The following is a 23,343-nucleotide window of genomic DNA, read 5'->3' as shown; positions in this document are numbered from 1 at the left end:
ATTTCAGTAGTATAAAAATGCACACTTTTATTTAATACTAAAAATTTTTTGCCATATTTCAACCCTTTTTTTAATGGCATTATCATTTTAAAATATCGGTTTATTTTTTTAAAATAACAACTCCCTTTTTACGGGCGGCAAAGTATATATTATTTTCCGAGAGGGTGATATTTCCGGTGAGTACGGGCGGTGAAACCATGGACCATACTATGAGGCCATTATCCTTTTTCAGGACGTAAAAACTCTGATCGCAGAGAATATATATCCTCCTTTCATCAAAAACAGGGTCGCGGGAGATGACATTTCGCACCTGGGAACTCCATAGAATTTCACCATGGTTGCTGATTTTACTGATCCGCCCAGCGGTGCTGAAAGTATAGAGATATCCTTTTTCAACCTGCATGGAAGCATGGGAGCGCTCATGAAGGTCAAGAGTCCATAACTTTTCGTCATTCTTGAAATCATAGCAGATGACAGCGCCCGTATCGGTCAACAGGTACATCCTGGAATCCCCACTGACAGCCATGGTAATTATAGAGTCAAACTGTCTTTTAAACACCTTGATGCCTTTTCTTTTATCAAAGCCCACCATAATTCCGTTTTTACCCGGTACAAAAATCATATGCTGAGTCACAATGAGAGCCGCCGGCCCTTCTCCCAGCGTGTTGCGCCATATCTCGGTTCCATCCTTTTTCAGCCGCAGTACCGTTCCCCGGCTGGAAAGGAGATACACTGAGTCGCCATCCCCTGCCAGTTTTACTGTCCTGTCCGGTGATGAAAAAGTCCGTTTCTGCCATCGCAGGGAGCCTTTCAATATATCCAGTGATACGATCGCACCGTCTTCCGAAGCCACATACATAGAATCGGCCATAAGCAAAGGTTTTATATGGATACTCCTCTTCAGGTCCAGGTCCCATTGCGCACCACCGGAACCGGCAGCCGCGAAATAACCGTTGCTCCCGGCCATGATGAGGGAATCCCCGTAGCGTGAGTATATGATAAAAGATGAAGGCACGATTTTATCTACTGACAGCAGTCCGGCGGTTTTCTCCTGGAGAGTTTGTTGCCTTACCGGAACCGATGACTTTTCAATGCGGTCGGTGACAATAACCGGGAAAGGTTTTTCCCACGGACTCGTCATGGCAAGACCAAGTATCATTTCCTGTATCGGTGTGTTTTTTACCCGGGGTTTCTGTATCTTTTCTATCCTCGCGGTAAAATTCTCCTCCGTCATACCCCTGTAAAGGGAAATGGTTTCCCGTATGCGGCAGGACTGTTTTTCTTCCAGTATAACCGATTGATTCATCAATTCCGACTTTATCCTGTCCGTTATTTCACTGTCCAGGCTGACACCAGATGGGATCCTTCTGCTCATCCTTATTTTACCCTGGAGAACCTCGTATACCGTTTCCCCGTTATCCATGACAGCAACGCCGAAAACGGTCCCTTTCACCTCGGCCATGGAATCGGCTGCTCTGACCATCACAGAATCCCCGGCGGCAAGTCTGTTCACATGCAGGACAACGCTTCCCTTCTCCAGAGTCAGGGTGAAGTACATTTTTCCCTGCAATATCCCGGCGCGGCTTAAAACAAACCTGCTGTTTTCACCGGCTTGAACCGAAATTTTCCCTCCCGAGCCCGTTCCCGTCTCCAGGGAGATGCCGGACCCGGTTTCAGTTGTGATCACCGCACCTTCCTGCAACGGCATAGGGGAATGCGTTTCCGAGAGAAGACCGCCCTGAAAGACCTGCACTTTCCCTCCCGCGGCAGTGATTACCGTGGTCATGGCGGGGATGCGCATCAGATGCCAGGTCAGACCCGCAGCAATGGCTACACTCACGAGTGCCGGAATACCGACTTTTCCGTACCGGCGAAGCATGTCCATGGGAGAAAGGCGCATCCTGTCACCGGCAGCTGCCGTTTTAATGCGCTGCAGGGCATACCGGGGATCCAGAGCAGGGGCCGGTGCAAACACTTCAGTTCTTTCGAGCAGGGCAGTAAGTTTATGCGTATTTAACGTTCCCTGCCGTCCCTTTGACACCGCTGACGCGGCATACTGTATTAGGTCATCATGCATAGTAATCCATCCACTAGATTATACCACGGTCACTTAAAAATAGCGCAATATTTTCCACGGCCCTCTTCATTCTCCATTTCGCCGTGCGCTCCGAGCACTTCAGCACCGTAGCGATATCACTGTATTTCATTTTATGATCAAAACGAAGCAGGAAAACATCACGAAAACGTTCTTTCAGACTGTTCACCGCGTCACTGAAGGCCTGTATGTCATGGCGGGTAAGGATTACATCTTCGGGGGACGGTTCCGCCTCATCCTTTTCACTGATGACGAGGGCCGCCTGCCTGACCAGGTCATCATGCCTTTTGCGCTTCTTTAATTCATTTTTACTGCAATTGACGGCTATCTGATAGATCCATGCGGAAAATGATTTCTGAGGGTTAAATGTATGGACATGCCGGAAAACACGGATGAAAACATTATGGAGCACATCTTCAACAAGATCTGTGTCTCTCACATAATAATAAATCAGTTTGAATAGTTTCTGATAATAACGGGCATACAATGCATTAAAGGCCTTTTCGTCCCCTGCCCTGAAAATTTTTACCAGGTCCTCATCGCTGGTTTGGCTGAATTCATTCATGACCGGTATTACGCACGCTGATTATAATGGTTTTCGGGAATAAAAACCCCTGCGGATCCGGGAAGGAGCCTAAATCAGCAGCGCCTGTAATTATCTTTCCTGCTCCTGCATGATGGCGTCTTTTCTGGAGAATATATCGCCGATCAGCCCTTCATCGAGCATCGATATAAGATTTTGCGCCTTTTCTTCCACGGCGCTATCGAACCCGCTTTTCAGTTTTTTAACCTGGAAATACTCATCGGCGATATTGAGAGCCACCAGTATGGCCACCTGCGTCATACTGGCATTGGCAATATTGGCGCTCACTTCCTCCATTTTCCCGTTTACATAATCGGAAAGCTGGAGAATATATTCGGGAGGCGCATCACCCTTGATGGTGTAGGTTTGTCCGAATATATTTACCTTTACTTTATTTGTTTCCATGACCTGTCCTCCCCATAAGGGATGCCGGAATAATCCTACTTGTCATCTTCTTCTATGATAAGGAATTCATCATCATCAAAATCGTCTTTGCTGCTCTTTTTTCCTTTTATCTCTTCTTCGCCCGGTTCAGACTCATCGATTATAATCGTGTCTTCATCAACATCATCAATGACTATTTCGTCTTCATCATCGTCGAGAAGGATGATATCATCCTCGTCTCCCGGGGATGATTCAATGATAATGTCATCACCAGCACCCGTTTCTTCATCGTCTATGATAATGATGTCCTCTTCGCCTTCGGAAAGGGTCATCTCATCGGAGTCATCCACGGTTTCCACCGTGATTTCATCCTCACCCACTTCTTCGATTATCGGTTCATCATCGGTAATGATTATCTCGTCCTCGACAGGTTTGGATACCGGGGCTGGTTTTACTGCTGCTGCCCGCGGAGCTTCCCTGACCGGCTCTCTCGTTTCCCGAGGTGAAGGTGAAATGGGAATGGCACCGCCGGTATGCAGAACATCGAGCTTGCCGAGAAGAGCAATAATCTTCTTCTCAAGGACTTCCTCTTTCTCCTTGATTTCGCGCAACTCCCTGGAAGTCTCATCCAGTTCCTTTTTGATCCTGGCTATTTCCTGTTCTTTTTCTTCCAGGCTCAGCCTTACTTCTTCGACTTCGCCCTTCAGGTTTTCATTATCGCTTTCCAGCTTGGCGTTTTCCGATCTCAAATCCCCTATAAGTTGCAGGGCCTTTACTACTCTGCTTTCCAGTTCTTCCAGTTGCTGCATAGTTATCATGTTATATACCTCCAGGATACTCTTCTAAACAAACAAGTTTGAAATAATAATAAATACCAATATGGTACTATTATATTCGGCTCCTTTGGACAACTCTTTAAGTCATATATGCAAATTTTGACAATAATTATTGCCAGGCATCAATTCCATCAAAGAGACATCACACCTTATTCCAGTATACATAGGAAATAGATCAAGTCAAGTAGATATTTTCAACGAAACTGGGGACACTTCAGGGTGTTGATATTAAAATTCAACACCCATATCAATACCGAAAACGGCTTTTGTAAAATTATCATTCCAGACGGGATTCACCACGGCATAAAACCCGACATAGAAGGATCGGGTAAAAAACCAACGCCCTCCCAGGGAGAGCAGAAATGGTTCAACAGCGCCCCCTTCCATGGGAATATCATCCTCCATTATTTTTCCTCTATAGAGACGGAATGACCATGAAGCCTCAAAATAGGGAATGAAAGGGTAGATGCCATCGGTATTCAGGGCGCAGGCCAGGTTCATAAAATCATTTTTGAGCCTCGGGCCCGATAAAAATGCATCGCGGGCAAAGGGATTCAGGCCCAGCAGGGTGCGATACGTATCGGCGCTCACGGGATTGATGTGAAAACCACCGTAAAAGCTTTCATTATTCCCCTGTCGAAAAATATAATCGAGATTGAAATGAAGAAAAAGCCACGGAAGGATATCATACTTGCCCGCAACTCCCGCTTCAAGCTCATGGCGCCCCAGGGCCAGACTGCTCCAATCACCGCCGCCATATGCATCGGGGCCTGAAGGAATTCTGAACTGCAGCTTGAAGCCCAGGTGCAGCGTATTTCCGGCATAGTCTCCGGCATAATACCAGAGCTTCAGAAGCATATCCCCCATGACGTCTTCGCGGGTGTCAGCAATGCCCCGGTGCAGGTAATCAGCCATGAGCCAGAAAGAAAACCGGGGCAGGATGCCGAATCCCATGCCAATTCTTTCCTTCCGGTAATAATCATTTACCCGATGAACTTCTTCCCTGAAAATAAATTCAAAATTTTCTTCTGTTATGGTATATACTGTATCGGTAAGGGGCAGTGCATCGGCGGATTTATCCCATGGGCATAAAAAAATCAGCGCCGTTACAAGTGCGCTGATTTTCCGTTTTCTTCTGATGTTCATTGCCGGAGAGGGACCGTTATGCGGCTTTACCCCTGACTTTATCGACAATTTTCTGAAAGGCGCTCATGTCGGAAACAGCCAGTTCAGCCAGCATCTTCCGGTTGATGACAACTCCCGACGCCTTTAACGCGCCTATAAGCTTGCTGTAGGACATATCGCAGATTTTTGCAGCGGCGCTGATCCTGACAATCCACAGTGCGCGCATATCTCTTTTTTTCCTTCTGCGATCCTTGTATGAATTCGTTAACGCTCTCCGGCGTGCGTCCTTAGCTGTTCTGTAAAGCGTGCTGCGGCTGCCTATAAAGCCTTTCACGTCCTTCAGAATTTTTTTTGCCCGCCTGCGGTGAATTCGGCCTGTCGTTGCTCGTGCCATAGTAAACCATCCTGTTTATTAAAATATCGTCCATGAACACCGGCCGGGAACAGAACATGGGGGGAATCATTATGATTCGCTTTTATCCCGGGGTTCGTATTCCTCCATCGCATGATTATTCAATCACACGATGATGCGTTCATGAAATCGATGTATTTTCAAAGATATAAATGCAATCTATGCGTAGGGCATCATGCGCTTAACGCGCCTCGTTTCGGATTCACTTACTACCGTTGTTCCGCGAAGACCTCTTTTCCTTTTGGAACTCTTGCTCTCCAGGAGGTGACTTTTAAATCCCTTGGCCCGGATTACCTTGCCGGTTTTAGAAAGCTTGAATCGCTTTTTTGCTCCGCTGTTGGTCTTAAGTTTCGGCATTGCTCAAACTCCTCTATTTCCTTTGTCTGTACCTTATTTTTTCTTAATTCCCGCTTTGAGACTCATAACCATGGTTATATTCCGCCCTTCCTGGGACGCATTCTTTTCCACGAGAGCCATTTCATCGAGGTTTTCCTGTATTCTTTTCATAACCTCAAATCCCAGTTCGGAGTGGACCATTTCCCTGCCTCTGAACATGAGAGTAAATTTTACCTTGTCGCCTTTTTCCAGAAATTCCTTGGCATGCTTGACCTTATGTTCGAAATCATGGGAATCAATGGATGGTCTCATCTTTATTTCTTTTATATGAATGATTTTCTGTTTCTTTTTCGCTTCCCGCGCTTTTTTGGTCTGCTCAAACTTGAATTTACTATAATCAACGATCTTAACGATGGGAGGATCCTGATTCGGTGATATTTCAACCAAGTCAAGTTCTCTGCTTTTTGCCATCTCCAGTGCTGCTTTTGTGTCAATTACGTCCGATTCTAATCCTTCTTCACCAACAAGCCGGACTTTGTCAGACCTTATTTCCTCATTAGTCCTGAATTCCTCAGACCTGCTTGGTTCAGGCCTTCTCGCTTTTTTCATATATTCCTGGATACCCCCATTCCGTTTAATTTTTCATCTTAAAAGTCAGATTGAATGCTAATAGTTGTTAAAATCAACAAAAATTCTCACATTCGGTCCTGTTTTTTCCAAAACAGTTTTTACATGTGATCATGATAATAATGGGGACCCGGATAACAGGGCATAGTATATCATATATCCGGACAGATTTGACGGATCGTAATATAAATTCAATTATTTTATTTTTTAATATCGTATTTTTTATGATTAACCTATTTTTTTTCACGTATTTCAGTCTTTAACAGTGATATGAAATCATCAAGCTGCATGTTTTCCGATTTATTTTCCCCGCGTCGACGAACGGAAACCGTTCCCTCTTCTGCCTCTTTCTTGCCCACAACAGCGATAAAAGGAACCTTCTTTGCAATGGCTTCCCTGATTTTATATCCTATGGATTCATTTCTTATGTCAATTTCGGGACGAAGCTCTTCAAGAAGCAGCCTGTTTTTCAGGGTTTCTATGTATTCCGCCTGTTCCTCCGACAGGGATGCCAGGATCACCTGAATAGGAGCCAGCCAGAGAGGGAATTTCCCGCTGTAGTGCTCGATCAGTATACCGATAAACCGCTCCAGCGATCCCAGAAGTGCACGGTGAATCATGATGGGCCGGTGCTTCTGGCCATCGGAACCGATGTATGAGATATCAAATCGCTCCGGGAGGTTAAAATCCACCTGAATGGTGCTGCACTGCCACTCGCGTCCAATGGCGTCCCTGATCTTGATATCGATTTTGGGACCGTAGAAGACACCTTCTCCGGGATCGAGCGTGTACTTGATTGAATTCTTCTCCAGGGCGCTTCTCAGTGCATTTGTAGCCACTTCCCAGTTGGCATCGGTGCCCACGGATTTTTCCGGTCGCGTTGAGAGATAAATACTCTTTTCCTGGAAGCCAAAAACAGCCAGCATCTCCAGGGTAAATTCAAGCACATTGCGAATTTCATCCTCTATCTGGTCCTCGCGGCAGAAGATATGGGCATCGTCCTGGGTAAATCCCCTGACCCGGGTGAGTCCATGAAGTACGCCGGACCGCTCATAGCGGTACACGGTGCCCATCTCGAAAGCCCTGTAGGGAAGATCCCGGTAGCTCTTCATGGAACTGTTGAATATCTGTATCTGCGACGGGCAGTTCATGGGCTTGAGATAATAATCCTGACCGTCGATCTGGATGGGAGAATACATGTTCTCGGTATAGAAACCAAGGTGCCCCGACGTTTCATAGAGATTCGAACGGGCTATATGAGGGACACCGTAAAGTTTGTATCCCCTCTTCAGGTGTTCCATGGTTTCGAATTTATCAATCACAAAACGAAGAATGGCCCCATTGGGATGCCACAGGGGAAGACCGGCGCCCACATCGTTGCTGAAGGAAAAGAGATCCAGCTCTTTCCCGAGCCTGCGGTGATCACGCTTTTTAGCTTCCTCAATGAGTTCCAGGTGCTTCTTCAGTTCTTTCTTGTCGGGGAAGGCGATGCCGTAAATACGCTGAAGCATTTTATTTTTTTCATCGCCGCGCCAGTATGCGCCGGCAATGGCAACAAGCTTGAAGGCCTTTATCTGCGAGGTATTGCGGAGATGGGGACCGCGGCAAAGATCGACGAACTCACCCTGGCGGTACATGGAGACAGTATCATCGGAAAACTCACCAATCATCTCCACCTTGTATGTCTCGCCCATATCACCGAAGAGTTTCAGGGCCTCCTGGCGAGAAATAATCTCGCGCCTGATCTCAAGGGCCTCATCAACGATCTTCTGCATTTCGCCTTCAATTTTTTCCAGGTCCTCGGGCGTAAAGTTGACGGCAACGTCGATATCATAATAGAAACCCGATTCAATGGCGGGACCGATGGCAAATTTTGCCTCGGGATACAGCCTCTTAATGGCCTGGGCCATGAGGTGCGAGGCCGAGTGCCAGAATATATCCTTCCCTCCTTCAGAGGTGAAGGTGATAACGTTCATCTGCGCATCGCCGTTTACCGGTGCGGCAAGGTCAACCTTTTCACCGTTTATCTCGGCCGCAAGAGCTGCGGCCTGGAGTCCCTTGCCTATTGTACCAATAATATCATAAACACTATTTCCCTTCTCCGACTCTATCTGAGAACCGTCGGGGAGAGAAATTTTAATCTGATTGCCCATTGTTTTTACCAGGTTTAATAAAGTGCAAATTGGGCGATACTGGAATCGAACCAGTGACCTCCTGCATGTCGAGCAGGCACTCTAACCAGCTGAGCTAATCGCCCTATTTGTAGTAGATACAAGATGAGTATTTACCGACTTGATCAAATGTAAATATTTTTTGGAAGGTGATATTGTCAACTACTTTTTACGGTTTCTTCCTGGAATATCCCCAGGCATATCTCTTCAATGGTTTTTCCCCGATCAATATTGGCCGCTGATCCCTCAATGGGCTTTTTAACAACCTCCGTAAGCCCCATGAGAGACTCCCTGAGACCCGTCACATTTTTCACCTGTTCCGTGGAATTTTCCAGTATTTCCCTGCTGAAATCCTGCGACTCGGAGCTGATAGCGGTTATTTCTCCCAGCTTGTCGATGATATTCTTTGTGCTCTCGGCAATAACAAAAAATTTAGAGGATATGGATTCGAAAAAGTCATTAACATTCTTTATAAGATCATGGGTACTGTTTATGTTATCCTCAATATTGGGGATATTATTGTGGATATGGTTCTGCAGTTCACTGATATTCTCGGAGATGGTCATGAACTGGCTGAACTCATCGGGTTTCCGCGCAGACTCGATGCGCGACATCATGCCGATGACGTTCATGGAATTGAGGATGTTCTTGAGAAATTTCACGATATTGTCGATCTCGCCGTAGTCCTCATTGAACTTGTGAATGGTACCGTTGGAATCTCCCAGATTTTTTTCGATCTCGTTGAGCTGCATACTCAGCTCCCCGAGATTATTGGAAAGATATCCGGCTATATTATTGCTCTCCGCGGCCTGGTTGCTCAGAATTTCCGTCATTTCCCTGAGCGTTGACGACTCATCGATGAGACTGTCGCAAAACTCCACGCTGCTCAGGGAAAAATCAAGCTGACTCCTGGACCTGGCATTGACATCCTGGGCCGTCTGCCACACCATTGCGGCCTGGTCCATTATACTCGATATGGCGCCGCCGTACTGCTTTTCCTTCCCGATAAGCTCAAGTGTATTTTTTACCGAGGAATTGAGCCCCTCACCGGTCTTGGCCACGTTGGCTGATCCGTTAATAGCACCCACGGCATCCTCATCCATCTGCGATATTTTACCGTCCAGTTCAGAAAGCATTACCTTTTGCTCATCGATCTGACCGCCCGAGTCAGCGGCCCGCGATACCAGCTGATCGATGGAATCCTTCTGTTTACCGAGAATATCATTAAACCCGATAAAACTGAGATATCCGCTTTCGATATCGTCGAGAACCTTTTCGTTATTGGATATAAGCTTGACTATGCCTTCGGTAATGGGAGTGACCACGGCCATAATGCTGGCCAGGTTCTGATTGATGAAATTAGACATCTCGTTGAGCTTGTTGGCGAGAATATCGAAAACACCCGATGTGTGGGCGTACTTGCTCGATACGATTGAGGCATTCAGGGCCAGGGTAAATATCTCGTCCGTATCGTTGCGGATGTCTATGGCAATGGAAGTGAGTTTATTGATCTCCCCTTCCAGTGTATTGAGCGTTGCTTTGATATTGTTTATAGTTTCAATTATCTCGGAGAAATACTGAACGTTCCTGTCGAGCTGTTCGGAATTATCCACGATACTCTCCAGGGAAACCCGGAAGTTCGTGTATACCTTTTCATATTTCTCCTTGAGCAGTTTGTTACGGTCAATAAGGGAGCGCACCAGTTCAAGGCTATCCGCTGTGATTTCCTTCCTCGTGTGTGAGTGGCGGTTTACATCCAGCGCCGTCTGAATAATGGCCTGGACTACGTTCCCAATTTCTTCTATTTTATCTTTGTTTTTATTTTCCATATTCTATTATTCTAACCGGAATAATCCCTCCTCGGGAAAACTATCGAGATGCCTCATGCTTATTTATAACTTTGCCTGTATTTAATCTCGAAATACCGTGCAGACAAATATACTCTTTTTCTTCAATGATCATCTAAAATTTAAATTATAATGTCTTCTCTATATTATTAAAACAAAAAAATACGCGTGAAAAGCTTTTTTTTCAATCCGTTCCTTATTAATGATTATTTTTTTCTTGTCTAATTTCATCATGTGCCATATTGAGTACCAGTGAATATACTCACGGGTATCCATAAAAAAAGCGGGACTTGCATCCCTCCTGCAGGGGACGACCGTAATTGTAAAACATACAGAGGAGAAGGATCATGATTACAGAAAGAATTGAGGACAATATACTTATTGCCAGTTTCGAGCATGGAAAGTTCAACTCCATAACCCATGAATCAGTACAACAGCTGAGAGCCATGGTAAAAAAAGTCAACGAAGATGACTCCATAAAAGGGCTCGTTCTAACCGGCGCTGGAAAGGTATTCAGCTCCGGTTTCGACCTCCCCATGTTTCTCGGTTTTAAGGACCTTAAGGAAGCAGTGGCTTTTTTTGAAGAGGCCGAGGACGTATTCATTGATTTCTTCATGTGCAGAAAACCGGTAATAGCTGCCATAAACGGCGCAGCCATGGCCGGCGGCATGATCCTTTCCATGGCATGTGATTACCGTATAGTAAAAAACCATCCGAAAATCCAGCTCGGCATGACAGAGATAAAAATCGGCCTGGGACTGTCCATTGTCCAGACCGAAATCATGCGTTTCGGCCTCGACAGCGACAGAATGTACCGCGATATCATGTACTTCGGTGAGCGTTTCGGCGTGGAAAAGGCCAAGGAACTGGGCATAGTCGACGAGATAGTTGAAGAAGATCAACTCATCGCCAGGGCCAAACAGATTGTTACGACCTGGATAGACAATCCTGCCAGGGCTTTCTCCCTGCTGAAGGTATCACTGAGACGCCCCATGGAAGAGAGGATGAGACAGCGACTGAAAAACGAGAACTGGCAGGATGGATTCAAATGCATGTTCGATCCCCAGACCAGAGCCACACTGGAATTGGTCCAAAAGATGATGGGATAAAGAAAATACTTGACTCTTTCGCTATTAAACCCCATGTAATTAATCAGTAATTTTTATTTACATGGGGTCTGAATTTCCCTTAATTTAAACAAAAGGCATATATCATATGAAAACAATTGAAGGCAAACTTGACGCGACGGGATTGCGATTCGCCATTATCATCTCCCGTTTCAATGAATTTATCACGGGCAAACTTCTCGGCGGTGCTCTGGACTGCCTGCGGCGCAACAATGCCGATGATGGGAAAATTACCGTTGTCTGGGTGCCCGGTGCCTTCGAAATTCCGGCCATCACGCGGAAAATAGCCGATTCGGGCAACTACGACGCCGTTATCTGCCTGGGAGCCGTTATACGGGGATCCACACCGCATTTCGATTACGTGTCGTCCGAGGTATCAAAGGGCGTCGCACAGGTTGCCATTAACGCCGTCATGCCCGTGGTCTTCGGCGTTCTGACAACGGACACCATCGAACAGGCCATCGAGCGGGCCGGTACAAAATCGGGAAACAAGGGATTCGACGCCGCCCTGTCCGCCATCGAGATGGCGAACCTCTACAGACAGATCGGATAATGGGCCATAGAAGAAAAGCCCGTGAATATGCCCTCCAGGGTTTGTATATGCATGAACTCCGGATGAGGGAAGGTACCGTCAGTTCCGAAGCGCTTAGAAAGGATGTGACATCACTGGAATGGGTCGATGTGGAAATATCCCCCGATATCAGGGAATTTGCCGTAACGCTGATTATGGGAGCGCTGACAAACCGGGACACCATTGATACGCTCATCGACAGGCATTCCCGGAACTGGAAGCTGGAACGGCTCAGCATCGTGGATAAATCGATACTACGGCTTTCCATCTTCGAGATGGTTTATCTTCCCGAGATTCCCGTGGCGGTAACGATCAATGAAGGGATCGAACTGGGAAAGATCTACGGCGGAGAGGGTTCGGGCCAGTTTATAAACGGCATTCTCGACGCTGTCAATAAATCCGAAATTGAAACCAAGGAATGACAGTTCCGTGAAAAAAAAATTTTTCAAAATCGACGAAGACCAGCTGCAGACCAACCGTATCAAATCCATCGAAAAGGATGGACAGGAGCCTGTATCACGGAAAAAGGCCCTGATAATAGTCTCTTCCATAGCCATACTGGCCGTGACGGCCCTTCTCGTCGCGGTGACTCTCTTTTATACGAAACCGGGAAGCTTCCTGTCACCGGGCAATGGCGACACGCCGGCCGGCAAAGAAAAATTATTCGATAACGATAACAAAACACCGATCCTCGAATCGGAGAACATCCATATAAAACGCGGCAAGGATTCTTACCAGAAAAAATATTATACCGATGCCATAACCGAATTCAACGAGGTCCTGGAATCGGACGCCGGCGACCAGGACAAGGCCATCGCCCTGGCCTATCTCGGAATGATCAGCGATGACCGGGGTGAATACGAACGAGCCATCGAGTTCTATTCCCGGGCCCTGGTGTATGATAAAAGCAATCCCGAGATACTGAAATACCTGGCCGTTTCATACCGCCATACAAAACAATACGACAAAGCCCTGGAGAACCTTAAAACGGCGCTCTCGCTACACCCCAATGATGTGGATATCCGTATCCTCATGGGCAACATCTATTTTGAAACGGGACGGTACGACGAGGCCATAGAACAGTACCGGGCCGTTCTGGAAGTCTCCCCGGACAATGCCAAGGTCATGTACAACATCGCCTCGGCGCTCATGAAAAAAGGCGATGAATTCTCCGCCGTGGAATATTTCAAGAAGGCGGGAGCCACGGACCGCATCGGCGATATCGCCCACCAGGCCTATTCACGTCTCGGTGTCATCTACATTGACCGGAAGGACTTCGCCCTGGCAGAACAGTACCTTAAGCAGGCCGTGTCCATCCGCCCAACGGATCCCGTGAACCATTACAACCTGGGCATCGCTTATCTCAGGCAGGATAAAAAGGACCCCGCCCTGGAGGAATTTATCCGGGCCGAATCCCTTTCTTCAGGTGACAATACCATGCTGGAAAATCTCGGCAACGTGTACCTGGACATGAACCAGTTTGACCGGAGTCTGAAAGCCTTTGAAAAGCTGCTGGAAACAAACAAGAGAAACATAAAGATACTTTCGAAAATCGGCGAGATTTATTACCAGAAGGGTGAACTGGACCGCGCCTACGAGGTCTACAAAAAAATAACCATGCTTGAACCGGTCACGGAAAACGCACGGGTCGCCTATCTGAACATGGGGAACATTCTCGATGACGCCCAGCGCTTTGACGAGGCCATCGAGGCCTACAAAAAAGCCCTGAGTATAAACCCCAAGGACGACGCGGCCCATTACAACCTTGGGCTTACCTACCGCAATGCCCAGAAGCCGGAACTGGCTATTCAGTCCTGGAAAGAAGCATCACGCCTGAATCCCGAGAATCCCCGGGCACGACTTGCAATCGCCGATTATTATTATGAATACAAGTTTTACGATCTGGCGGAAAAGGAATACCAGGACATCCTTCTCCGATGGCCCGGGCTCCAGGAAGCGCATTTCAAGATGGGCACCATCTATTACAAACGCAACCAGCTGCCCTATGCTTTGAAGGCATTCCAGCGGACCGTTGAAATCAATGAGAACAATGAGCTCTCAAGAAAGGCCTACATCAATATGGCCATCATCAATTCGGAGCTGACGGACACGGAAGACAGCATCAACCAATCTCTGCAGATGGTTCAGAAAGCACTCCTTATCAAGCCCAGCGACGCCGAAGCGCTTCTCGCTTTCGGTGTTCTTTATACGAAAAAGGAAATGACCGACAGGGCCATCGAGTCCTTCTACCAGGCCATCAAAAATTCCAGCGATAACGCGCTGATCGCCAGGGCCTACAACAATATCGGAAAATGCTATTGCAAAAAAAAGGAGTACCGTAAAGCACTTCAGGCCTTCACCCGCGGCATCGAGGAAGACCCGGTCAATGAAGAGATCAGGATGAACAGGAAGGCGGCCACACAGGCCTACGAACGAGAGTTGTCGCTTGATAGATGAAACGCATTGACCTGAAATATCTGGAGTCGGCTGAAGACGCTACACTGTCCCCTTTCGCGGCCCGTTCCTTTCTATCCCGTGGAAGAAAATTCACCGAAGAACAGCATCAGTACAGGACCGAGTTCCAGCGTGACAGGGAACGCATCATCCATTCACGGGCCTTCCGCAGGCTCGAGTATAAAACCCAGGTATTCATAAACCATGAAGGCGACCATTACCGGACCCGCCTGACGCACACAATAGAGGTAGCGCAGATTTCCCGGACGATTGCCAGGGCCATGCGCCTTAACGAAGACCTGGCCGAAAGTATTGCCCTGGCCCACGACCTGGGACACACTCCCTTCGGTCATGCCGGAGAGCGGCAGCTCGACGTGCTGTTGAAAGACCATGGCGGCTTTGAACACAACCGGCAGAGCCTCCGTATCGTGGATGTTCTCGAGAGAAGCTATGAACCCTTCGAGGGGCTGAACCTCACATGGGAAACCCGCGAGGGAATCATCAAACACAGTCCCGATCTCGATAAAAATAAATATGCCGAATTCAATCCCGGGGAACAGCCGTCCCTGGAGGCCCAGATCATCGACCTGGCCGATGAAATTGCCTACAACAACCACGACCTCGACGATGGCTTCAGTTCCGGCATACTGTCCCTGGATGAACTCATGTCGCTGGACATCTGGCAGCTCGCCAGGAAACGCTTTTCTGATCAGATCCCGGCCGAACCGAAACTGGCCGTGCGGATGATAATTCGGAATATTATAAATCTCCTTGTTTCCGACCTCATCGATGTCACGCTTAATAGGATTGACGAAATGGGTCTCACGAATTATATGGACATCAGGAAAGCGGATACTGCCATGGCGGGTTTCAGCAACGACGTGCGTTCCGCCACCAATGAAACAAAGCGTTTTTTGAAAAAAAGGCTCTATCAGCACTATCGTGTTACACGGATGTCGATAAAAGCCGAAAAGGTTGTCCGGGACCTTTTTACAATTTACATGGAACATCCCGACACGCTTCCCGATGATTATCAGAAGCGGATAGCCAGTGATGGTGTTCTCCTGACGGTGACGGATTATATCGCCGGCATGACCGACCGTTTTGCCCTGGAAGAACACCAGAAATTAACCGATCCTACGATCGGTGTTTAGCGGAGCTCCTTTAATGGAAAATAATTCAATAGAGATGCCTGAGTATCTGATCGAACAGTTGGAAAACGGCACGCTTGAAGATACGATAGTGCTGGACAGAAACGGAAACTGGTGGCATAACGGCAACCCTTTTAAAAACAGGAAAATCATTGATTTTTTCAACAAGTCCATCGCCAAGGCCAATGAGGGAATCTGGGTCCTGCAGTATGATAAATACATTTACCCCATCACGGTGGAGGATGTTCCCATTTTCATCACCGGTGTGCGATTTGAAGGCTTCTCCGACTTTGAAAAAGTCATCATGAACCTTTCTTCGGGAACCGAGGAAATACTGGACGTAAACACACTGGTATACCGCAACAGCACACTGTACTGCACCGTGGGAAACGGAGAATTCCCGGCTAAATTCATGCGCTCACCGGCCTTCCATGTCCTGGACCGGCTCGATGAAAACAACGGGCAGTACTATCTTACTATGTGCGGCAGGCGCATACCTTTGAAACAGGACGGTTGACATGAAAAAATATCTCTACTCCATTCTTCTTCTCGCAATCCTGGGGGCGGTCCTGGCCGGCGCCCTTTTCTACCAGCACTATGATCCCGACGCCAGCATGGGCATTCTCTCCTGCGGGAATGGCCTGGAAAATCCATGCATTTCCGTTGGCCAGTCCCCCTATTCAAAAATACTGGGGATACCCATAGCCGCCTTCGGCCTGTTATATTATCTTATCATAATATTCACCCTTCTCATTGCCGATTATGCCAGGGACTGGTACCTGACAGCGACAACGGCACTTACACTCCCCCTATCGCTGCTGGCTCTCGTTGCCGATATCATCCTCGCCGCGATCATGATTTCCATCGGTGATTTCTGTACACTCTGTTTCTACACCTACATGGTGAACGCACTTATATTCATTCTCGCCCTGTTCTGGTACAGGCACGTCCGGAGCAGCGGAACCATAGCGCTTCTTTCCATGGCAAAGGAGACCGTCAAAACGGGACCACAGACAGCCGATAAAAGGGCCGCGCTGTCATCATACACACTTTTTATTTTTCTCCTGGCCTTCTCTATTTTCGCCACCAATTTCATCATGAACGCAAAAACCTCGGGAAACAGGGCTTCGGACAAACAGATTCAATCCTTTTTGACAAAGTTCTATGCATCGGAAATTGAAGAGCTGGACCTTCCGGACACGAAGCTGGTCCTGGGAAACCCCGACGCGGATGTGACAATCATCGTTTTTACCGACTTTCTCTGCAGCGCCTGTTATTCCTTTTATAAAACCGAGAAATACCTCCTGTCTCGCTTCAAGGGACAGGTTAAAATACTCTATTACCATTATCCCCTTGATTCTCTGTGCAACAGCGATGTGGGCAGAACCGTATACGCCAATTCATGTACGGCCTCCAGAGCCGTCAACGCCGCGGCGGACCAGAACATCCTGGTTGATTATCTCATTGCACATTTCGCCCGTTACAAGGAATTCAAGCATGAATACACTGCCGAATGGGCTACAACCGTGCTCCGTGACCTGGTTAAAAGCGGAAATATCCGTACCAGCGATATGAAGACATTTGAGAAAGACATGGATTCCAAAAAAAACCGCCAGATCACGGAAGATCATATTAAATCCGCTGTGCGTCTTAAAATTGATGCCACCCCCACTCTTTTTATAGCGGGTCGCCGCCTTGTTGGGGTTCCTCCCAGGGATCTCCTGGAAGCCCTAGTGGCAGCAGAGCTCAAAAAATAAAATAAGAGATTTTTTTATTTGACCCTCCCCAAAATCATGATATAATTCAAAATATGCACGGTTGCCGGATTACATATCAACCGTGCGGCAATCATCGTGAAGATGCCAGAGAATGAAAAAATATCTGCATGCCATACTATTCATCTTTTTACCGGGAATTATAGCCGCCGGCTGTTACATCAACGTACTGATTCCCTGGGAGGACGGAAATATCCCCTATTTTTTTTCCGGTCAATTCACTGAGCAGGAGGTTCTGACAGTTGAAGCGGCCATGGATGAATGGGAGGCGGCCTGCGGCGTCACCTTTGAAGAAGTGCTCCCAAATTCCTATGCCTATGAAATAATCAAGACCGGAAGATCGAATACATGGGCTTCCAGCATCGGGGAAAATAACGTCTACAATCACATGTTCTACGGAACCGGCACAGATGCTTATAGTCACGTACTCCATGAACTGGGCCATTGCCTGGGACTCCTTCATGAACACCAGCGCCCCGACAGGGACGATTTTGTCACGATCGTGTGGAACAAGATCTGGCCTGAATATGCTTTTAATTTCGAGATCAGGAACAATCCCCTGCTGGTGGAAGAAAACTACGCCTACGATTATTATTCCGTCATGCACTACAACTCCCGGGGCTTCAGCATTGACGGTTCTGAAACTATTATTCCCGTTGATCCTGAAATTGAAATTATACGGGCCGACCATCTGACGGCCGACGATAAAGCAAAATGCAGTGAAATTTATTCACCCCTCCTCGAAGATGAAAATTAATGAGAGGCAGCAGGGCATACATGCTCTGATACCGGAAACAGCGAGCCAGGGCATTATTAATCCATAATGAAAAGAACCTATAACATACTGAAAATTGCAATTTTGCTCCATGCACTTGTCATTGCACCGGGCATTGCCCTGTACTCCCAGGAGAACAATGAAAATATCACAGATAACAAAAATACGGAAGGACTAATAATAACGGAACCACCGCTCCCAAAAACGGACATAAAGGAAGACGCGAAGAAAGAGGAAAAAAAAGAGGAGAAGGAGGCCGTAAAGCAGACCCCGGAAGAGAGAGCAGCAGATATAGCTGAACTGAGAAAGGAGATAGATGATCTGAAAAAAAGGCTCGATGAATCGGAAAAAAGAATCGATGTCATAAGCGGGTTAAAGATCAGCGGTTTTTTTGACGTCTTCATTTCCAATTATCAGAACAAACCAAATATCTTCGAAATTGGAGATTTTGAACTGGACTTCGAACATAGTTATGAGTCGTTTCAGGTAGCAGCTGCACTGGTGTTCAACAAGGGCGCAGAGCTTGATGTAGCCTTCATCGACTATCACCTGTACGGCGGCAGGATATCCCCCCGGGGCAGGCTCTTCAGCGAGAAGGGCGTCCATCTACAGGTGGGAAAATTCGACGTCCCCTTCGGCAATGACTGGCAGCACTTCGCCGCCACAGACCGCATCTCCGTGAGCGACCCTCTCACAACGGAACTCATTATGGATGGGGGATATAACGACGTGGGCGGAAGGATACTGCTTAATTTTGTATCCTTCTACGGCACCTTTTATCTCCTCAGGGGAATAGAGGAAGGATATTCCTACGGCGGCAATAGTTTCGGTGGACGAGTGGGAGTAACGCCCTTCAGCAATCCCTATTCATTGCAAAAGGGCGGCATTCCCCTTCTTGATATCGGGTTCTCATATATCCATGATGTAAACAAGGCCTGGGCAAGCACAGAACATCTGCTGGCTGTGGACATAGAAAGCAAGGTGGGCGCCTTCATTCTGCAGGGAGAGTACTACCGCCGAAATAAACTGGTAGGCATACGCTTTAACGGGTTTCAGATAACGACGGGTATAGACTTTCAGAATATCAATGCCATCCCGCTTATTCTTTTTCTCCGCTACGACCTGTATAATATGCAAAGATACAAGGTAACTTCAGAGGATAATTACCTGACACGAATCACGGGCGGTATCAATATCAATATAGCACACATTTCGTATTTGAAATTCGAATACCAGCGGTATCTCACGACGTATGATGATTTTACCGCCGACGAATATTATAGTGCCAACCTTTTCTATATACAGCTTATGATAACGTTCTGATGAAAAAAAAAGATTGAATATGAATGAAATGAAAAATAATAATTTCCATGGCCTCGTATATCAGCTGTATTGGGGATTGAGGTAAACCGTCATGATCCGCAAATCTTCAATCATCGTCATCACCGCCTCGCTGCTTCTTATTGCGGCAGACATTTTCCTTGCAGCCGGAAAAGAGCAGGATATTCACCCCTTCGTATCGGACGGCAGCTTTTGCAAAAAATGCCATGAGAAGGAGACGTTCGAGCACCCTGATAAATCGTGTACACCGTATTGTCTGACATGCCATAGCACCATAGGAAGCAAGCATCACCCCGTTGATGTACGTTTAAAGAAAGTAATCGACATCGAACTGACCGATAATCAGAGAATAGCATGCAGGACCTGTCATAATCTCAAGCAGAAACGATATGACGCGACATCATGGAGGGCCGAAAGCCTGTATGAAAAGGTCTTCCGTAAAGAAACCACTTACAAGACATTTTTTCTACAAACGCGAAACACCAATGGTGAACTCTGTAAAAAATGCCATTGAGGAGGAGACAAACAGATGGTCAGCAACAATAAAAGAAAAATCATACTCATCAATAAAAATTTTCAAATCAAACTCATTTTCAAATTCATCGCCGTCAATATACTTATTCTTCTTATTTTCGGCATCTTTATGTATCTCTTCACCGATAGCGAGATTGACAAAAATCTTTTTACCGCCCATGTAACCTATAAAAACATGAAACAGATGATTCTGCCCATCATAGTGACACTTTCCACCATCAATATAGTTGTGTCATCGATTATCATTTATATTTTTGTCCTGTACGCATCACACCGGATCGCCGGGCCAATGTACCGGTTCAACGCCATTCTTGATGCAATAAGCGCTAAAAATCTCACAGGCCCCACTCGCCTCCGTGAAGGAGACCAGTTCATTGAACTTTCCGATTCAATGCACAGGCTGGTGACCGGTCTTGCCGATGATATCAAAAGCATACGCAGTGAGCTTGACAGGGCCGGTGAGGACGCCGAATCGCTGAAAAAAAGCATGGAGAAAATAAACGAGGTGGTGGGAAAATACAGCATTTGACAGGAAGCCGTGCGTAACCATTTCCGCACTACATCATATCATGAGGATCAATATCGATTTCCAGATAAACATTGTTTGAATTAATAGCCCCTCGAGACGCAACAATGACCTTCCTCAGCACATCAACCGAACTCGATTTCATGATAATATGATGCCGGTAATTTCCGCCAATCTTTTCCATGGGAGCAGCCGCAGGCCCCAACACCTGAATATTCGCACCTGCCGCAACAACGGCATTGTCAATTGATGTCTTTAATTTCCCAATGGCTGCAATGACATCACTCTCTTCTTTCCCCCTCACCAGGAGACGGGCAATACGGGTATAGGGAGGATAATTGAGCGACTTTCTCACCAGCATTTCGCTCCGGTAAAAGCCTTCATAATCCTGCTGCCTGATAAAAGTGAAAAGGGGATGCTCATCATCGAGAGTCTGCAGGATAACCTTTCCGGGCTCACTGCCGCGCCCCGACCTGCCGGCCACCTGCACAAGGAGAGAAAATATTCTTTCCGAAGCCCTGAAGTCAGGAATATTAAGACCGATGTCGGCCATGAGTATTCCCACGAGGGATACATTGGGAAAATCGAATCCCTTTGCCACCATCTGTGTTCCCACAAGAATATCGATTTCTCCTTTCTTCATACTGTCCATGAGTTCAAAAACCGATCCCTTTTTTCTCGAGGAGTCCTGGTCCAGACGGAAAATTCTCATACCCCGGAAGGTTTCTTCAATAATCTCCTCGACACGCTGTGTCCCGGAACCAAGCTTGGTAAGCTCCCGGGACCCGCATTTCACACACATAACAGGCAGTTGGACCGAATAACCGCAGTAATGACATAGAAGATCGCCGCCCTTATGATAATTCATGCTGATATTACAATGCGGGCATTCAATAACATGGCCGCAGTCCTCGCAGATAACGAAGGGTGAAAACCCGCGGCGGTTGAGAAGGTAGATCACCTGCCTCCCCGCGTCAACGGCTCTTTTTGTGTCAAGCTTGAGCGGATTGGAAATGACCTTGTCAGGACTTCCGCCCGACACCTTCACGATACTTATTTCGGGAAGGCGTGCCCCGCCGAAACGCTGTGTCAGACGGTGTATACGTATTATGCCGTTTTCACCGGCATACAGCGTCTCCAGGGAAGGTGTGGCCGAACCCATGACAACGAGAGTCTTCTCTTTTTTGCTACGGTACAATGCCACCCTTCGAGCGTTATACCGGGGGGTGCTATGTTCCTTATATGAACCGTCATGTTCCTCATCGACTATTATCAGGCCCAGGTCCGGGCATTGCATAAATATGGCGGAACGTGTCCCGATAACAACTCGCGCCTCGCCCCGGTAAAAGCGCATCCAGTTGAAAAGACGCTGGTTCGGCGTAAGATGGCTGTGGTAAATCACCAGGTCATCACCGAAGACGTGGAAAAGTCTTTCATAAATCTGCGAGGACAGAGAAATCTCCGGCACCAGGTAAATGACAGACCTGCCCTGCTCCAGCATTTTTTTTGCCAGCTCAATATAGACCTCGGTCTTCCCGCTTCCCGTTATGCCGAAAATGCAGTGCAGAAGCCTGTTCTCCTCCCGGGATAACAGTATATCCTGAAAAACTTTTTCCTGTTCCGATGTGAGGGCGATGGGCGCCGTTTCCTGCCGTGTAAAAGGGACCTTGTATCTTGCTGACGGTTTCAGTCCCGAAGGAAGGGCCATGGAAACGGCCTCCCCCACTGAAGAGATATAGGTATATGCGACGAAACGGCACAAATCGACGAGGCGTTCATTAAAAATGGATTCACTGTCAATGACTTCCAGTATATCCTTAATTTCAAATCCCGAGGGCTCCTCATCATGCACCCGTATGACAAAGGCGATAACATTCCTGCGGGCAAAATTTACTTTTACCCTTTTCCCCGGCTCCACATTCATTCCCGGGGGTATACGATAGGTAAAAGATGATTCCAGGGGATATCCCGTTAAAACATCGGCAAACATGCTAAGACAGGCCCAGTTCCTGTATTTTGCCCATCACATTTTTCAGGGTTGCCCAGGCAGTTCTCTTCAACTCCGTATTCTTCAGCAGCGTGACGGGATGTTCAATCGTGTACCAGAAAACACCCGAACTGCCGTGAACAATTTTCTGAAGCGGCTGTATCTCTCCCATTACAATAATAATCTTCGGATTGATGACGGCCATTTCCTGACTTATTACAGACAGGCAGTTCTGCATCATCTGCCCCGGCGATACCAGGCGGTCCGACGACTCGCATTTGACCAGATTCGTAATATAACAGCGGGCCGGCGCGAGATTCATGGCTTCCACCATTTTCCTTATCATCTCAACGGATTCCCTTCTGTACAACCTTATCTCTACCTGGCTGATAAGCCGGGGAGAATTCAGTATAATCATGACCCCGCTGCTTCCATCTCCATAACCATATTTTCTTTCCTCCGTGGCACCGCAGAGCGCGCACGATTCAACGAGCGACCGCAGTTCATCACTGCTTCGGGAATAGGTTTTTCCCGTCACCGGTTCCATCCTGAGTGGCACCTGATCCTTTTCGAGCCAATCCCGAAGAAAAAGTACCTCCTCCTCGCTGCGAAAAAGAGGCATAAGCCTTTTCCTGTATTGACCCTTTAGAACAGAGGTCAGTTCACTGTAATAGTTTCTTGCCATT

Annotated in this window: 23 protein-coding genes and 1 tRNA gene; 11 read left to right on the top strand and 13 right to left on the bottom strand. The window is 47.2% G+C overall.

Annotated elements, in window-relative coordinates:
• Positions 1 to 100 precede the first annotated feature (100 nt).
• The 11 genes from CVV44_12855 to CVV44_12805 all read right to left on the bottom strand — a co-directional run bounded on the left by CVV44_12855 (position 101) and on the right by CVV44_12805 (position 10,398).
• A complete protein-coding gene (locus CVV44_12855) occupies positions 101 to 2,077 on the bottom strand; it encodes a hypothetical protein (GenBank protein PKL38051.1) in 1,977 nt (658 codons plus the stop codon).
• Between the two features lie 13 nt (positions 2,078 to 2,090).
• Entirely contained in the window at positions 2,091 to 2,660 is a 570-nt protein-coding gene (locus tag CVV44_12850) for a hypothetical protein (protein ID PKL38050.1), read from the bottom strand.
• 90 nt (positions 2,661 to 2,750) lie between these two features.
• On the bottom strand, positions 2,751 to 3,083 hold the full coding sequence (locus tag CVV44_12845; protein ID PKL38049.1) for a cell division protein ZapA: 333 nt from the start codon (positions 3,081 to 3,083) through the stop codon (positions 2,751 to 2,753).
• A gap of 35 nt (positions 3,084 to 3,118) precedes the next feature.
• The gene (locus CVV44_12840; GenBank protein ID PKL38048.1) at positions 3,119 to 3,880 is read right to left on the bottom strand and encodes a hypothetical protein; all 762 of its coding nucleotides are present in this window, start codon (positions 3,878 to 3,880) and stop codon (positions 3,119 to 3,121) included.
• A 246-nt stretch (positions 3,881 to 4,126) separates the two neighbouring features.
• The gene (locus tag CVV44_12835; GenBank protein PKL38047.1) at positions 4,127 to 5,044 is read right to left on the bottom strand and encodes a hypothetical protein; all 918 of its coding nucleotides are present in this window, start codon (positions 5,042 to 5,044) and stop codon (positions 4,127 to 4,129) included.
• A 16-nt stretch (positions 5,045 to 5,060) separates the two neighbouring features.
• The gene (locus CVV44_12830; protein PKL38046.1) at positions 5,061 to 5,417 is read right to left on the bottom strand and encodes a 50S ribosomal protein L20; all 357 of its coding nucleotides are present in this window, start codon (positions 5,415 to 5,417) and stop codon (positions 5,061 to 5,063) included.
• Between the two features lie 177 nt (positions 5,418 to 5,594).
• Entirely contained in the window at positions 5,595 to 5,792 is a 198-nt protein-coding gene (locus CVV44_12825; protein ID PKL38045.1) for a 50S ribosomal protein L35, read from the bottom strand.
• A gap of 33 nt (positions 5,793 to 5,825) precedes the next feature.
• Complete coding sequence (locus tag CVV44_12820) at positions 5,826 to 6,380, bottom strand: translation initiation factor IF-3 (protein ID PKL38044.1); 555 nt, start codon at positions 6,378 to 6,380, stop codon at positions 5,826 to 5,828.
• Between the two features lie 251 nt (positions 6,381 to 6,631).
• Positions 6,632 to 8,551 (bottom strand): threonine--tRNA ligase, encoded by a 1,920-nt coding sequence (locus tag CVV44_12815; GenBank protein ID PKL38043.1) that lies wholly within the window; start codon positions 8,549 to 8,551, stop codon positions 6,632 to 6,634.
• A gap of 30 nt (positions 8,552 to 8,581) precedes the next feature.
• A tRNA-Val gene (locus CVV44_12810) sits at positions 8,582 to 8,655 on the bottom strand.
• 72 nt (positions 8,656 to 8,727) lie between these two features.
• The gene (locus CVV44_12805) at positions 8,728 to 10,398 is read right to left on the bottom strand and encodes a hypothetical protein (protein PKL38042.1); all 1,671 of its coding nucleotides are present in this window, start codon (positions 10,396 to 10,398) and stop codon (positions 8,728 to 8,730) included.
• Positions 10,399 to 10,763: 365 nt separating this feature from the next.
• Between CVV44_12805 and CVV44_12800 the strand changes: the two genes are divergently transcribed.
• The 11 genes from CVV44_12800 to CVV44_12750 all read left to right on the top strand — a co-directional run bounded on the left by CVV44_12800 (position 10,764) and on the right by CVV44_12750 (position 20,673).
• Positions 10,764 to 11,525 carry a hypothetical protein gene (locus CVV44_12800; protein PKL38041.1) on the top strand — a complete coding sequence of 254 codons (762 nt, stop codon included), beginning with the start codon at positions 10,764 to 10,766 and terminating at the stop codon, positions 11,523 to 11,525.
• Between the two features lie 106 nt (positions 11,526 to 11,631).
• Positions 11,632 to 12,096, top strand: a complete 465-nt coding sequence (locus CVV44_12795; GenBank protein PKL38040.1) for a 6,7-dimethyl-8-ribityllumazine synthase — start codon at positions 11,632 to 11,634, stop codon at positions 12,094 to 12,096.
• On the top strand, positions 12,096 to 12,536 hold the full coding sequence (gene nusB, locus CVV44_12790) for a transcription antitermination factor NusB (GenBank protein PKL38039.1): 441 nt from the start codon (positions 12,096 to 12,098) through the stop codon (positions 12,534 to 12,536). The genes CVV44_12795 and nusB overlap by 1 nt, the downstream gene beginning before the upstream one ends.
• Positions 12,520 to 14,571: a hypothetical protein gene (locus tag CVV44_12785; protein PKL38038.1), complete on the top strand. Its 2,052-nt coding sequence runs from the start codon at positions 12,520 to 12,522 to the stop codon at positions 14,569 to 14,571. The genes nusB and CVV44_12785 overlap by 17 nt, the downstream gene beginning before the upstream one ends.
• Entirely contained in the window at positions 14,568 to 15,722 is a 1,155-nt protein-coding gene (locus CVV44_12780) for a deoxyguanosinetriphosphate triphosphohydrolase (GenBank protein ID PKL38037.1), read from the top strand. Before CVV44_12785 ends, CVV44_12780 begins: the two co-directional genes overlap by 4 nt.
• Positions 15,723 to 15,735: 13 nt before the next feature.
• Complete coding sequence (locus CVV44_12775) at positions 15,736 to 16,236, top strand: hypothetical protein (protein ID PKL38036.1); 501 nt, start codon at positions 15,736 to 15,738, stop codon at positions 16,234 to 16,236.
• Position 16,237: 1 nt separating this feature from the next.
• The gene (locus CVV44_12770) at positions 16,238 to 17,476 is read left to right on the top strand and encodes a hypothetical protein (protein ID PKL38035.1); all 1,239 of its coding nucleotides are present in this window, start codon (positions 16,238 to 16,240) and stop codon (positions 17,474 to 17,476) included.
• Positions 17,477 to 17,588: 112 nt separating this feature from the next.
• Positions 17,589 to 18,251: a hypothetical protein gene (locus CVV44_12765; protein PKL38034.1), complete on the top strand. Its 663-nt coding sequence runs from the start codon at positions 17,589 to 17,591 to the stop codon at positions 18,249 to 18,251.
• A gap of 66 nt (positions 18,252 to 18,317) precedes the next feature.
• On the top strand, positions 18,318 to 19,592 hold the full coding sequence (locus CVV44_12760) for a hypothetical protein (protein PKL38033.1): 1,275 nt from the start codon (positions 18,318 to 18,320) through the stop codon (positions 19,590 to 19,592).
• 91 nt (positions 19,593 to 19,683) lie between these two features.
• Complete coding sequence (locus CVV44_12755) at positions 19,684 to 20,124, top strand: hypothetical protein (GenBank protein ID PKL38032.1); 441 nt, start codon at positions 19,684 to 19,686, stop codon at positions 20,122 to 20,124.
• A gap of 15 nt (positions 20,125 to 20,139) precedes the next feature.
• Positions 20,140 to 20,673: a hypothetical protein gene (locus CVV44_12750; protein ID PKL38031.1), complete on the top strand. Its 534-nt coding sequence runs from the start codon at positions 20,140 to 20,142 to the stop codon at positions 20,671 to 20,673.
• 28 nt (positions 20,674 to 20,701) lie between these two features.
• Here CVV44_12750 and priA read toward each other — a convergent pair whose 3' ends face one another.
• A complete protein-coding gene (gene priA / locus CVV44_12745; protein PKL38030.1) occupies positions 20,702 to 22,660 on the bottom strand; it encodes a primosomal protein N' in 1,959 nt (652 codons plus the stop codon).
• A gap of 1 nt (position 22,661) precedes the next feature.
• Complete coding sequence (locus CVV44_12740; protein ID PKL38029.1) at positions 22,662 to 23,342, bottom strand: hypothetical protein; 681 nt, start codon at positions 23,340 to 23,342, stop codon at positions 22,662 to 22,664.
• Position 23,343 lies beyond the last annotated feature (1 nt).

This window comes from Spirochaetae bacterium HGW-Spirochaetae-1 (assembly GCA_002839375.1).
GTDB lineage: Bacteria > Spirochaetota > UBA4802 > UBA4802 > UBA5550 > PGXY01.
The sequence above is the reverse complement of the archived record's forward strand: the minus strand, read 5'-3'. Positions and strand labels throughout refer to the sequence as shown.